This window comes from Haematomicrobium sanguinis DSM 21259 (assembly GCF_000688395.1).
Classification (GTDB): domain Bacteria; phylum Actinomycetota; class Actinomycetes; order Actinomycetales; family Micrococcaceae; genus Haematomicrobium; species Haematomicrobium sanguinis.
In genome coordinates this window covers 120768-134222 of the sequence record NZ_JIAG01000003.1, presented here as the reverse complement: position 1 = coordinate 134222, position 13455 = coordinate 120768, and the positions used below count along the sequence as shown (strand labels likewise).

Genomic DNA, 13455 nt, shown 5'->3' with positions numbered 1-13455 from the left:
GGCGTGTCGCGCTACATAGTTGAGGGTTCGGGGGCGAAGATCGCGCTCAGGACCTGATCGGCCCACTCCAGGATTTCTTCGTCCTGCAGGTCGCGGCCGCCGATTCGGGCGGTTTTGGGCTTCGGGATCAGCACCGCATTCATCGCCTCCTTGTAGGAGGACCCCGGATACATTCGCGACAGGCGCATGCGCCGCGATTCCGGAAGCTGAGCCGGAGCGAACTTGATGAAGTTCCCTTGGCTTGCCACATCGGTCAGCCCGGCGTCGCGGGCACGCAGCCGGAACCTTGCCACCTCGATGAGGTTTTTCGCCGCCGGCACCAACTCGCCGTAACGATCGGTGAGTTCGGCGGCAACATCGTCAATGGCTTCCGGTGTCGTCGCGGCGGAGAGTTTGCGGTAGGCCTCCAACCGCAGCCGCTCCCCCGGAACATAGTCATGCGGCAGGTGCGCGTTGACCGGAAGCTCGATGCTGATGGCCGCCGCTTCTTCTTCCTTATCGCCCCGGAAGTTAGCCACTGCTTCCCCGACCATGCGGATATACAGATCGAAACCGACCCCGGCGATGTGCCCGGATTGCTCGCCGCCGAGCAGATTCCCCGCACCGCGAATTTCCAAGTCCTTCATCGCCAGTTGCATGCCCGCGCCGAGTTCGTTGTGGGCGGCGACGGCCTTGAGCCGCTCCAAGGCAACCTCGCCGAGCGGCTTCTCGGCGGGGTAGAGGAAATAGGCGTACGCCCGCTCACGTCCGCGGCCAACTCGACCGCGCAACTGGTGCAACTGGGACAGGCCGTACTGATCCGCGCGGTCCACGATCAGCGTGTTGGCGTTGGAGATGTCCAGACCCGTTTCAATGATGGTGGTGCACACCAACACGTCGAATCGTTTCTCCCAAAAGTCCACGATGATCTGTTCTAGACGGGACTCGCTCATTTGCCCGTGCGCCACTGCGATGCGGGCCTCGGGAACGAGCTGGGCGATGTGGGCGGCGGTGCGTTCAATCGAGGACACGCGGTTGTGTACGAAAAAGACCTGCCCCTCGCGCATGAGTTCTCGCCTGATCGCGGCGCTCACTTGCTTGTCCGAATACGCGCCAACGTAGGTCAGTACGGGGTGTCGTTCCTCGGGCGGGGTGGCCAGCGTGGAGGTTTCCCGAATACCGGTCAGGCTCATTTCCAGTGTGCGCGGGATGGGCGTGGCGCTCATGGCCAGCACATCGACGTTGGTGCGCATCTTTTTGAGCGCTTCCTTGTGCTCCACACCGAAGCGCTGCTCCTCATCGACAATGACGAGCCCCAGGTCTTTGAACCGCACTTCCTTGCTCAGCAGCCGGTGCGTCCCGATGACAACGTCCACGCTACCGTTTGCTAAGCCCTCCAGGGTGTCCTTCGCTTCCTTAGCGGATTGGAAGCGGGAGAGCGCGCGGATACGGATCGGGAACCCGGAGAAGCGTTCCGAGAACGTTTCAAAGTGCTGTTGCGCCAGGAGTGTGGTGGGCACCAGGACGGCAACCTGTTTCCCATCCTGGACGGCCTTGAACGCGGCGCGCACCGCAATTTCGGTCTTGCCGTAACCGACGTCGCCGGAAATGAGGCGGTCCATGGGCACTTCCTTTTCCATGTCCGCCTTGACCTCGTTAATGGTGGTCAATTGGTCCGGGGTCTCAATGTACGGGAAGGCTTGTTCCAGTTCGCGTTGCCACGGGGTGTCCGGCCCAAAGGCGTATCCTTTGCTCGCCATGCGTGCCGAGTACAGACGGATGAGCTCGCCTGCGATCTCCTTGACCGCGCGCCGGGCCTTGCTCTTGGTGGCGGCCCAGTCGCTCCCGCCCATTTTGGAGAGTGCCGGAACGTCGCCGCCCACATACCGGGTGATCTGATCGAGCTGGTCTGTGGGGACAAAAAGCCGGTCGCCGGGTCCGCCGCGTTTTGCGGGCGCATATTCAATGACCAGGTACTCGCGGCTCGCGTCGGCGCCGCGGGCTCCGGCAATCCGGCGTTGCACCAATTCAATAAACTTACCGATGCCGTGCTGCTCGTGGACAATGAAGTCGCCGTTTTTCAGGGTGAGCGGGTCTACCGCGTTGCGGCGTCGGCTGGGGAGCTTGCGCATGTCCCGGGTCCCGGCGGCGCTGGATCGGCCGAGCAGGTCGGCCTCGGTCAAGAGGCCGAGTTTGAGCGAGTCGAACACGAAGCCGTGGCCCGCTTGCGCGGTCGTGATCTCGACAATGCCGGGGTCCGGTGGCGAGTCCAGGGTCTCGATCCGGTGCGCCGGAATGTCCGCGTCGTGGAAGAGGTCCGCGAGACGACCGGCAGGGCCGGGTCCTTCGGTGCACACCGTGACGCGCCAGCCGTCCCGGACCCGGGAGCCGATGAACTCCATCATTTCGGCGACATCGCCCTGGTAGCCGCGCGGTTCACGGGCGTCGATCGCAATCGTGTCAATGTCGGTGGCAAGCTCTTCGTCTTGGGCGAGCGTTGTCAGTTGCCACCAGGCCAGTCCGTGCTCTTTGACGTGCTCGCGGGTGTCGGCGAGGCTTGCGAAGCTGGCCGCCTCCAGCGGGGCGTTTCCGCCTTCGCTGGCATTTGCCCAGGCCGCTTCCAAGAATTCCTCATTGGTGGCCACCAAGTCATGGGCGCGGCGGCGCACCTTTTCCGGTTCGACCAACAGGACAATGCTGGAAGCGGGAAACTCCGCCACCAGCGGCACCATGGTGTCGACCAAGAGCGGCGTCAGCGATTCCATGCCTTCCACCGCGATTCCACCGGCAATCTTTTGGAGCATATCTTCGGCAGCGGGCATCGTCTTTGCTAGTTGCGCCGCCCGGGACATGACCTGCGGGGTGATCAAGAGTTCTCGGCTTGGCGAAGCGTCCAGCACCTCGGGAGCGTCCTTGCCTTCAATGGTGCGCTGGTCCGCAACGGCGAAATAGCGCAGGCTCTCCACCTCGTCTCCGAAGAAGTCGACGCGGATAGGGTGATCTTCGGTGGCCGGGAACACATCCAAAATGCCGCCGCGCACCGCGAACTCGCCCCGGTGCGTGACCATGTCGACCCGGGCATAGGCGGCATCGGCGAGCGCTTTGACGACCTCCTCAAAGGGCACGGATTCTCCGGCGCGCAACCTGACCGGGGCAAGATCGGCGAGAGAGGCCGCAATGGGTTGGAGCACGGCTCGAATGGTCGCGATCACCACCCGTGGCGGGCTGCCGTGCTTGAGCCGCCGCAGCACGCTGAGCCGGCGTCCCACGGTGTCCGAACGCGGTGAAAGCCGCTCGTGCGGGAGCGTCTCCCAGTTCGGAAACAGCTCGATGTCTTGCGGCTCCAGATAGCTTTCCAACGCCGCCGCCAGATCCTCCGCCTCGCGTTCGGTAGCGGTAACAGCCAAAAGTATCGGGGTACGCTCGCGGTCCTGGCCGCTGCCGCCCTCGCTTAATGCGTCCGCGATCTCGGCGGCGAGGAGAGGCTGCAGACCGGCAGGAGCGCTGACCGCCAGTTCCGATTCGTCACTGCTCGCGGCCGCACCAGAGGAGGCCCCGATGGACCCAGCGAGACGCCGCACCCGGGCGAGCGGCTGATCCTCGGCTAGCGCGGTACGCAACCCATTCAATGACACGACAAACTCCCTCACACATACCGCGCGTGCAACGCAAACATCCCGAAGTCTTTTTGAGACCCCGGGTCGAACTTTTAATACTTTACGCGTCTGCGTCCCAAAACGTACCGTGAGAGGGGCGGGGTGTTACGGCAAAGGTGAAATGGGCGCGCGGCTCACCTAGGATGGATGGGAAACCCCTATCCCATTGGAGTGCTCTATGGCCATGTCCGCGTCCACCCTTGTCACGTACCCGACCCAGCAGGTTTTTGAAACGCTCGTGGACAAGGCGTTCCAGGAACACACGGCGGAGCTGGTTGGGGGCTCGCTTCAGAAGTTCGAACTCTCCGGCGATCCTCAGGGCGCATGCACCGTAGAACTGGTGCGATCCATCCCGACCAACCGTTTGCCCGATATTGCGCGCAAAGTCGTTGGCGAGACACTGAATGTCACCCAGGTGGAGCGCTGGAGCGCCCCCGATGCGCTCGGCTCGCGCACCGCGGAGATTGAGATCTCGGTATCAGGTGTGCCGGTATCGGCTTCCGCCCGCGAAGTGCTCGTTCCCGAAGAGGGCGCGACGCGTGTGCAGGTCGAAGGCGAAGTAAAGTCCTCGGTTCCGCTCTTGGGCCCGAAAATCGCCAAGGCCGCCGAGCCGATGGTGTCCAAGGCGCTCAACATTCAGGCCGAGCAGGCGAGCAAATGGCTCGCTAAGGAGAGCAAGTAAATGCAGTTGCCGCTCGTACTCGCGCTGGTGCTCGTGCTGGCCGGAGCCTGGAACCTCATCGTGTGGCCGGCGTTTTTCCGACGCGTCATGAAGGACCCCCGGGCCAAAGATGACAACGGCGCCTACACCAAGTTTTTCTGGGTGCATGCGATGCTCGTGTCCACGTCTCTTATCCTGGGTGTGGCGACATTAGTGATCGGCATTCGCACGCTCGGCTCGTCATAGTTTTTAGCGGTGTGCCGGGAAGTCTGGTCGGCGATGTCAGGGAACTGGCATGTGAAAAATACAACCAGCGAGGAGAATCATGAACGATTCACAGAACCCCGTTAGCCCACAGCTCAATCCGCCACCCAAAAAGCGATCGGTACTGGGCCGCTCCAGCTACGGCGAGTCGCTGCGTATTGCCGAGATTCTCCGTCTGGAGACCGTTGGCGGCGCACTGCTTCTCATTGCCACCGTGATTGCGGTGGTGTGGTCAAATTCGCCGTTTGCGGATTCCTATTTCAGCATCCGTGACTTCAAGCTCGGCGGCTACGTGCCCTTTTTCGGCTCCGAACTCAAATTAGAGCTGTCGATTGGGGCGTGGGCTTCCGACCTCCTGCTGGCACTGTTCTTCTTCCTGGCCGGGTTAGAGCTCAAACGCGAGTTCGTGGCCGGGGACCTGAGGAAGCCGTCCCGCGCGATCGTCCCCGTGGCCGCGGCATTTGGCGGCGTTATGGTTCCGGCCCTCATCTTTTTCCTGACCAATCTCGGCACCTCGGATAACACCGTCCGCGGCTGGGCCATCCCCACCGCCACAGACATTGCCTTCGCGTTGGCGGTGCTTGCCGTCATTGGCTCGCACTTGCCCTCGGCGCTCAGAACCTTCTTATTGACCCTGGCAATCGTCGATGACTTGATCGCTATCACGATCATTGCGCTTTTCTACACCACCGACCTCAAGCCCCAGTATCTGCTCCTGGCGGTGCTCCCAATTTTCCTGTTTGGCCTCCTCGTGCAAAAACGCATCGTGAAGTGGTACCTCCTGGTGCCGCTCGCGCTCATTGCCTGGGTCTTCATTCACGAATCCGGCGTGCACGCCACGGTTGCGGGCGTTCTATTGGCCTTCACTGTTCCGGTGTTGCGCTCTGAAGCGAACGGCGGACCGGAAGCAGGGCCCGGGTTGGCCGAAATGCTGGAACACCGGCTCCGTCCGCTCTCTGCCGGATTCGCGGTACCCGTCTTCGCGTTCTTCTCCGCTGGGGTGGCCTTGGGCGGCTGGGAAGGTTTCCAGAGCGCGCTGGGTGACCGGGTCACGATCGGTATTGTGCTCGGCCTCGTGCTCGGCAAGCTCATTGGCGTCTTTGGCGCCACCTGGCTGGTGACCAAGACAACCCGCGCGAACCTGGATGAGGACCTCGCCTGGGTTGATGTGCTCGGGCTCTCCTTGCTCGCCGGGATCGGGTTTACCGTGTCACTGCTCGTATCCGATCTCAGTTACGGGTCCGGATCCCCGCATGACGATCACGCGAAGGTCGCGATTCTCGTGGGCTCGCTTCTCGCCGCGCTCTTGGCCACGATCGTGCTGCGGACACGCAACCGGCACTACCGGTTGGTGGAGGAATCCGAAAAAGTTGATGCAAACCAGGACGGCATTCCGGACAAGTTTGAACAAAACGATGACTGAGCGGGCGCACCCGAGCCAGGCAGCGAAGGCATAGAAAAGAGGGCCGACGCGGGAATGGGGGATTGCCGTGGCATCCACTCCGAAAAACATGGGTGGGCCATAACGGCACCCCGCGTCGACCCCCAGCGGGCACCCAATTTGGGGGCTTAGGTACCCTAACTAACAGTGTAGACGAATTAGTATCGTTTTGGCGCCTTTTGTCGCCCACGCCACACCGACCGGGTCAGTGGAATTTGGTTTGCGTGAGCGCGAGACCGTGTGTAATGAGCTCTTCAACGGCGTCCGCGGCGCGATCCAGGTGCAGCGGAAGGTCCTTGGATTCGGCCTTAGAAAAGGGGCGCAGCACATAATCGGCGGTGTCCTGTTGCCCGGGCGGGCGTCCCACGCCGACGCGGACTCGCAGATAATCTTTGCTGCCCATCGCCTTGGAGATGTCGCGCAGGCCGTTGTGTCCGCCCTCTCCCCCGCCACGCTTGAGTTTGAGCGTATCGAAGGGGATATCTACCTCGTCATGGACCACCACAATGTGATCCAGCGGGATGGAGAAGTATGCGGCGAGCGCCTTGGTGGGGCCGCCGGAAAGGTTCATATAGGTGAGCGGCTTGGCCAGGATCACCTTAGGGCCGCCGGGAGAAAGCCGTCCGGCGGCAACGGCCGCGCGTGCGCGGGTGTTGGGGCTAAACCGTGCCCCCATTCGCTCGGCCAAAATGTCGAGAACCATTTGGCCGGCATTGTGCCGGGTGTGGTGGAAGTCGGGCCCGGGATTCCCAAGCCCGACTACCAACCAGGTTTCACTCATGAGTGGGTGAGATTAGTTCTCGTCGGAGGATTCCTCGGAGGACTCTTCGCCCTCGGCACCCTCTTCGGCGCCCTCAGCACCCTCTTCGCCTTCGGCGCCTTCTTCGGCCTCAGGCTCTTCGCCGAGATCCTGCTCAACCGGAGCGGAGATGTTCACAATCAGGGTCTCCGGGTCCGTCAACAGTTCAACACCGCGCGGCAAAACCAGATCGGAAGCGTAGACGTGCTCGCCGATCTGGCGGCCTTCGATGTCCACGGTGATACCCTCGGGCAGGTGCGTCGCCTCGGCCTCGATGGTGACGGTCGGGGAATCGAGGTTCATGGCAGCCGAAGGATCAACCTCGCCTTCCAGAACGATCGCAACGTCAACCTCAACCTTTTCGCCGCGGCGAACGGTCAGCAGGTCCACGTGCTCAATGATCTGGCGAACCGGGTCGCGCTGAACATCCTTGGCCAGGGCCAGGTGCTCTTCGCCGTCCAGGTCAATGGTGATCAACGCGTTCTGCACGCGGAGAGCAATCATTGCTTCGTGACCCGGGAGGTTCACGTGCAACGGCTCGGCGCCGTGGCCGTAAATGACTGCGGGAATAAGTCCGGCGGCGCGATCGCGGCGCGCGGGGCCCTTGCCGAATTCGGTACGGGTGGTGGAAACAAGCACAACCTTGTCTGCCATGGTTTTTCTCCTTTTATCCATCGGTGAGCCAGTGCAAGATGTCAACACGAATAGGAGTCACTGCCACGCGCCCGCGCTTCACAGCGCAATAAACAGGCCGGGCAAAACCACAAATCCTTCGTCGATAACGAAGCGCAAAATACGCGCGCTTCCTCGCCTAGGCAACCTCTACTCTAGCAGGCGGCACCGCGCAGGGGCTAAACGTCCCCGTCAAAGAGGCTCGTGACTGAGCCGTCATCAAAGACGGCACGGATCGCCCGCGCGATCAGCGGTGCGATCGAGAGCACGGTCAGATTCGAGAACCGCTTGTCCGCCGGGATCGGCAAGGTATTGGTGACGACCACTTCACGGGCGCCGCACTCGGCCAAACGGCGGGCGGCCGGATCGGAGAAGATCGCGTGCGTGGCAGCAATGATGACGTCCTTGGCGCCCGCGTCCTTCAAAATCTGCACCGCACCGGCAATGGTCCCGCCGGTGTCGATCATGTCGTCGATGAGCACACAGGTGCGGCCTTCCACCTGCCCCACTACCGCCTTGGACACCGCCTGGTTCGGTTTGGTCAGGTCCCGGGACTTGTGCACAAAAGCAATGGGCGCCCCGCCCAGACGATCCGCCCAGCGCTCGGCCACACGCACGCGGCCGGTGTCCGGGGACACGACGGTGATCTCGGAAACGTCCACGCGGGAGCGAATGTAATCGGCCAGGAGCGGGGTAGCCATCAGGTGGTCCACCGGCCCGTCGAAGAAGCCTTGAATCTGATCTGTGTGCAGATCCACGCTCATGATGCGGTCCGCGCCGGCGGTCTTATACAGGTCCGCGACCAGTCGCGCCGAAATCGGTTCGCGTCCGCGGCCCTTCTTGTCTTGGCGGGCGTAGGGGTAGAACGGGGACACCACGGTGATGCGCTTGGCCGAGGCTCGTTTGAGCGAATCGATCATGATGAGCTGTTCCATAAGCCAGTTATTGGTCGGCCACGGGTGCGCTTGGAGCACAAAGGCGTCGGTGCCTCGCACGCTCTCGGCCGAGCGCACGTAGATCTCGCCGTTGGCGAAATCGTAAATGTTCATCGGCAGCAGGTCGCTGCCCAGCGCCTCGGCAATCTCGGTGGCCAGCTCCGGGTGCGCCCGACCAGCGGCGAGAACTAGCTTCTTTTCACCGTGTGCGGTGATCTCATTCATGCCTTTTCTCCCTCACTGGCAGTAGCATCAGCCGCCCGCGCGGACTGAGCTGACTCGGCCGCCTCTGCCGCCGCGGTCCCGGCGCGTTTTTCCAAAACCCAACCCTCAATATTGCGTTGCGGGGCCACGTTGATCGCGAGCGCGCCCGCGGGCACGTCCTTGCGAATCACGGTCCCGGCGCCCGAGTAGGCGCCGTCGCCAATGGTGACCGGGGCAACATACATATTGTCGCTTCCCATGCGCACGTGGGAGCCCACGTGCGTGCGGGACTTGTTAACGCCGTCGTAATTCACAAACACGCTCGCCGCGCCAATATTGGACTGTTCGCCAATCGTCGCGTCCCCGACATAGCTCAGGTGCGGCACCTTGGTTCCGGCGCCAATGCTGGAATTTTTGGTTTCCACGAAGGTGCCGATCTTTGCGCCCTCGCCTAGCTCGGTACCCGGGCGCAGGTAGGCATAAGGTCCGACGGCGACTCCCGCACTAATGCGCGAACCATACACTTCCGAGCGGCGAACCTGGGCCGCTTCGCCAATCTGGCTGTCCTTAATGGTCGTGTCCGGCCCGATCACGGCGTCCTCGCCAATGTGGGTGGCCCCGTGCAAGTGGGTGCCGGGCAGGAGCGTGACGTCGCGGTCGAAGGTGACGGTTTCGTCAACCCAGGTGCTTGCCGGGTCCAGGACGGTGACGCCGTTGCGCATGGCGCGCTCGAGGGTGCGGCGGTTGTGTTCGCGGGCGAGGTCCGCCAGTTGGACGCGGTCATTCGCGCCCTCGACCTGCCAGTTGTCCTCGCAGACAAGCGCCTCGACGCGCCCACCCTTTTCATAAGCAAGGGCCAGCACGTCGGTCAGATATTTTTCGCCCTGCGCGTTGGCCAGGGTGACTTCGGTGAGCGCCTCGCGCAACGTTGCAGCGTCGAAGGCGTAGATCGCGGCGTTAATTTCTGTGATCTCGCGCTCGGCGTCGCTGGCGTCCTTGAATTCGCGAATGCCCTTGACCATCCCGTTCTCGTCGCGAAGGATGCGGCCGTACATGCCGGCATCGTCCAGAACGGTGGTGACGGCGGTGACGGCGTTGCCGCCCTTTTCGTGTTGGGCCACGAGTTGGCGGAGCAGATCCGGGCTGACCAAGGGCACATCGCCCTGGGTGACCACAATGGTGCCGGTGACATCCGGCCCGAGCGCATCCAGTCCCACCTCGACGGCGCGCCCGGTGCCGGGAACCTCGTCCTGGTCCACAATGAGCGCTTCGGGGTCGAGTTCAGAGATGTGGGACGCCACCAGGTCGCGTTCGAAGCGAACGACGGCGGCTAACGTTTGCGGGTTGAGGGTGCGGGCTGCGGCCAGCGCATGCCCCACCATGGTGTTGCCGCCGATGCGGTGCAAAATCTTGGGGGTTTTGGATTTCATCCGGGTCCCGGCTCCTGCGGCGAGGAGGATGACCGCTCTGGGCCGGCCGGATTCGGATTCGGTCTTCTCCGGGTTGGTTGCCCCTTGGCTCACGCTCTCTCCTGCTGGGATGGAACCTCATGCACTTCACTTGCGCGTTCCGCCCTTAGGACTCGAACCTAAACTCCACAGCTCCAAAGGCTGGGGTGCTGCCAATTACACCAGAGCGGAGTGTATGCGCTGCTCGCGGGAGCTTTGCTAACACGACTATCTAGTTTGCCATGCCCGGCGCTCACATGCACATTCAAATAAACTTATCCGGTGGTTCATCTCATCGGCGCTCACGATATTTCCCTGCACTTTCCCACCCGCACCCTCTTTGACGGCCTCACCATCGGCGTTGATGCGGGCGACCGCATTGGCATTGTCGGCAAGAACGGGGACGGCAAGTCCACGCTCATGAAGTTGCTCACCGGCGCGATGACCCCGGATTCGGGCCGCGTCACGCGCCGCGGCGGCACACGCGTCGGGATGCTTTCCCAGCAGGACGAGTTGGACCCCGCGATCACGGTGAAGCAAGCCCTTGTCGGCGATGTCGATGACCACGAATGGGCCGCCAACCCGCGCATCCGCGAGGTTTTGGATGGGCTCGCGAAAGATATTGACCCGAATGCCACGGTTGCCACGCTCTCTGGCGGGCAACGCCGTCGTGCTTCATTAGCCGCTCTGCTCATTGGCGACTGGGACGTGCTGGCCCTGGACGAACCGACGAACCATTTGGATGTGGAGGGCGTCGCCTGGTTGGCCGCGCATTTGAAGCGGCGGTGGGCGGCGAATCAGGGGGCGCTGCTCGTGGTCACGCACGATCGCTGGTTCCTCGACGAGGTGTGCACGGCCATGTGGGAAGTGCATGATGGCACCCTGGACGAGTTTGAGGGCGGGTACGCCGCGTATGTGTTGCAACGGGTCGAGCGGGATCGGCAGGCGGCCGCGACCTTTGCGAAGGAACAGAATTTGATGCGCAAGGAGCTCGCCTGGTTGCGCCGCGGGGCTCCGGCGCGCACGTCCAAGCCGAAGTTCCGGATCGAGGCGGCGAATCGGCTCATCGAGTCGGAGCCGCCGGTGCGCAACACGGTGGAGCTGACGCGTTTGGCGACCACCCGGCTCGGCAAAGATGTGGTGGACATTCTGGACGCCTCGGTGACCTTTGCCGATCGGCCGGTCTTAAAGGACGTGACGTGGCGGTTGGCGCCCGGTGAGCGCACCGGGATTCTCGGGGTAAATGGGTCCGGGAAGTCGACGCTGCTCGGGCTGATTACCGGGCGCCTGGCTCCAACGTCGGGGCGTGTCAGGCGCGGCAAGACCGTGCAGGTGGCCACGCTCTCGCAGGAGTTGCGGGAGTTAGATGAGATCGCGGGGCTCCGGGTCCGGGAGGTCATCGAATCCAAACGCACCAGCTACAGGGCCGAGGGTAAGGAGTTCACGCCCGGGCAGATGCTGGAGCGGCTCGGGTTTACCCGCGAGCAGTTGAATACGCGGGTCGCGGAGCTGTCCGGCGGGCAGCGGCGGCGCCTGCAGTTGTTGCTCGTGCTGCTGGATGAGCCGAACGTGCTGGTGTTGGATGAGCCGTCCAATGACCTGGACACCGACATGCTCGCAGCCATGGAGGATTTGCTGGACACCTGGGGTGGGACGTTGATCGTGGTCTCTCACGACCGTTACCTGCTGGAGCGCGTCACCGACCAGCAGTACGCGATCCTCGGCGGGCATTTGCGCCACTTGCCCGGCGGCGTGGACGAGTATTTGCACTTGCGCTCCAAGCAGGAGGCGGGTGGCGGGCTGGTTGCCGCGGCGTCCGGGGGTGCCGCCGGTTCCGATGCGCCCGGGAAGAACGACGGCGGTGACTCACCGAAGCTGTCCGGCGCCCAGTTGCGGGCGGCTACTAAGGAGACGGGCGCGGTGGAGCGTCGCCTCGAAAAGGTCAACGCAAGGATTGAGGGGTTGCACGCCGAATTCGCGGCCTTCGATCAGAGCGACTTCCAGGGTCTGGCGGCGTTGCAGGAGAAGCTGAACGCCGCGCTGGCCGAGGCGGAAGAACTCGAGATGCGCTGGCTGGAGTTGGCAGAGCAAATCGAGGGCTGACCCTCTCACCCCAACCGGTACCCCAAGAAAAGTTGGCGCAGATTAACAAAAGTGTGCGGGATCCCGCTCAACTTCGGTGATCTGCGTCAACTTTTTTGGCGGGCAATGTCGGCTCCGATGCTTTTCAGCAGCGGTACCGGGTTGGAGAGGGCGTCAGTTTCGCTGGCCCGATCGGCGAGCGCGTACACCTCGCCAAATCCGGCGGTCCGGGATTGCTCGTCGGTGAGCGCGTTGCGGCCGCACACCGCGAGGACCGGCACGCCCGGGTTGAGCGAGCGAGCGGCGCGCGCGACGCCGACGGGCGTCTTTCCGGAGAGGCTTTGCCCATCCAAGGATCCCTCGCCGGTAATGACGAGGTCGGCCTGCGCGAGCTGTGCGTCCAGTCCGGTCAGTTCGCGCACCACGTCCACGCCGGGCCGCACCGAGACAGATCGGGCTAGCACACCCAAAACTGCCATGACGGCAAAACCCACGCCACCGGCGGCACCGGCACCGGGCCGTTCGGCGGCACCACGCGCATCCGGGCCAATTTCGGCGGCGAGGACATCGACCCAGTTCTCAAGGCCGCGCTCCAACTCTCGCACGTGGTCTCGGTCGGCTCCTTTTTGCGGCGCAAACACCGCAGCCGCTCCGCGCGACCCCAGAAGTGGGTTCGTGACATCGGTGGCGAGCGTGAGATTTGCGCGGGCCAGTCGCGGATCCAGGCCGGCAAGGTCAAGGCGCGCAAGGTCAAGTAGCCCCACGCCGCCTGGGGCAATGGGATCGCCCCGAGCATCCAGCAGTGTCGCGCCGAGCGCCTGAAGCAGTCCCGCTCCTCCGTCGGTGCTCGCACTCCCGCCGATGGCCAGCACAATATCCACGGTCTCCTCAGAGTCAGCGCCGAGGGCGTCGAGCGCCGCTCCGATCAGCTCGCCGGTCCCGAAAGACGTCGCGCGCAACGGGTCGCGCCGGCTCTCGGGCACTAGCTCAAGCCCGGAGGCCTGTGCCATTTCCACGAGCGCCACCGAGCCACGTTTTCCAAAACTGGTTTGAACCGGATCACCCAAGGGCCCGGTCACCGTGACACGACGCTCCTCGAACCCGGCGGCGAGCGCGGCATCCAGGGTCCCCTCGCCGCCATCGGCCATCGGGACCCCAAAAATCTCTGCACCCGGCCGCGCCGACTCGATACCGGAGGACAGCGCGGCAATCACCTCGGACGCGCTGAGCGTCCCCTTGAACTTATCCGGCGCTATCACCACCCGCATGACTTCACTGTAAGGGCCCCGCCACCAAATCCCCGTAGACTTTGAG

General features: G+C 63.3%; 10 protein-coding genes and 1 tRNA gene. 4 read left to right on the top strand and 7 right to left on the bottom strand.

Annotated elements, in window-relative coordinates; translation table 11 throughout:
- Nucleotides 1–11: 11 nt before the first annotated feature.
- Complete coding sequence (gene mfd, locus O148_RS0103580; protein WP_035744720.1) at nt 12–3614, bottom strand: transcription-repair coupling factor; 3603 nt, start codon at nt 3612–3614, stop codon at nt 12–14.
- Between the two features lie 199 nt (nt 3615–3813).
- Between mfd and O148_RS0103575 the strand changes: the two genes are divergently transcribed.
- The 3 genes from O148_RS0103575 to nhaA all read left to right on the top strand — a co-directional run bounded on the left by O148_RS0103575 (nt 3814) and on the right by nhaA (nt 5983).
- A complete protein-coding gene (locus O148_RS0103575) occupies nt 3814–4317 on the top strand; it encodes a DUF2505 domain-containing protein (protein WP_026529815.1) in 504 nt (167 codons plus the stop codon).
- The gene (locus tag O148_RS0103570) at nt 4318–4542 is read left to right on the top strand and encodes an SCO4848 family membrane protein (RefSeq protein ID WP_026529814.1); all 225 of its coding nucleotides are present in this window, start codon (nt 4318–4320) and stop codon (nt 4540–4542) included.
- 79 nt (nt 4543–4621) lie between these two features.
- Nucleotides 4622–5983 carry a Na+/H+ antiporter NhaA gene (nhaA, locus tag O148_RS0103565; protein WP_051619788.1) on the top strand — a complete coding sequence of 454 codons (1362 nt, stop codon included), beginning with the start codon at nt 4622–4624 and terminating at the stop codon, nt 5981–5983.
- Nucleotides 5984–6206: 223 nt separating this feature from the next.
- Here nhaA and pth read toward each other — a convergent pair whose 3' ends face one another.
- From pth to O148_RS0103540, 5 genes are all read right to left on the bottom strand, one after another.
- Nucleotides 6207–6782, bottom strand: coding sequence for an aminoacyl-tRNA hydrolase (gene pth, locus O148_RS0103560; RefSeq protein WP_026529812.1), 576 nt, complete (start codon nt 6780–6782; stop codon nt 6207–6209).
- 12 nt (nt 6783–6794) lie between these two features.
- Entirely contained in the window at nt 6795–7454 is a 660-nt protein-coding gene (locus O148_RS0103555) for a 50S ribosomal protein L25/general stress protein Ctc (protein ID WP_026529811.1), read from the bottom strand.
- A gap of 197 nt (nt 7455–7651) precedes the next feature.
- Nucleotides 7652–8632, bottom strand: a complete 981-nt coding sequence (locus O148_RS0103550; RefSeq protein WP_026529810.1) for a ribose-phosphate diphosphokinase — start codon at nt 8630–8632, stop codon at nt 7652–7654.
- Entirely contained in the window at nt 8629–10134 is a 1506-nt protein-coding gene (glmU, locus tag O148_RS0103545; RefSeq protein WP_051619787.1) for a bifunctional UDP-N-acetylglucosamine diphosphorylase/glucosamine-1-phosphate N-acetyltransferase GlmU, read from the bottom strand. The genes O148_RS0103550 and glmU overlap by 4 nt, the downstream gene beginning before the upstream one ends.
- 44 nt (nt 10135–10178) lie before the next feature.
- Nucleotides 10179–10251, bottom strand: a tRNA-Gln gene (locus O148_RS0103540).
- Nucleotides 10252–10341: 90 nt separating this feature from the next.
- On the opposite strand from O148_RS0103540, the gene O148_RS0103535 reads away from it, so the two are divergent.
- Nucleotides 10342–12162, top strand: a complete 1821-nt coding sequence (locus O148_RS0103535) for an ABC-F family ATP-binding cassette domain-containing protein (RefSeq protein ID WP_026529808.1) — start codon at nt 10342–10344, stop codon at nt 12160–12162.
- Between the two features lie 86 nt (nt 12163–12248).
- Here the strand turns inward: O148_RS0103535 and O148_RS0103530 are convergent, their stop codons facing one another.
- Nucleotides 12249–13409: a glycerate kinase gene (locus O148_RS0103530; RefSeq protein ID WP_026529807.1), complete on the bottom strand. Its 1161-nt coding sequence runs from the start codon at nt 13407–13409 to the stop codon at nt 12249–12251.
- Nucleotides 13410–13455: the final 46 nt, after the last annotated feature.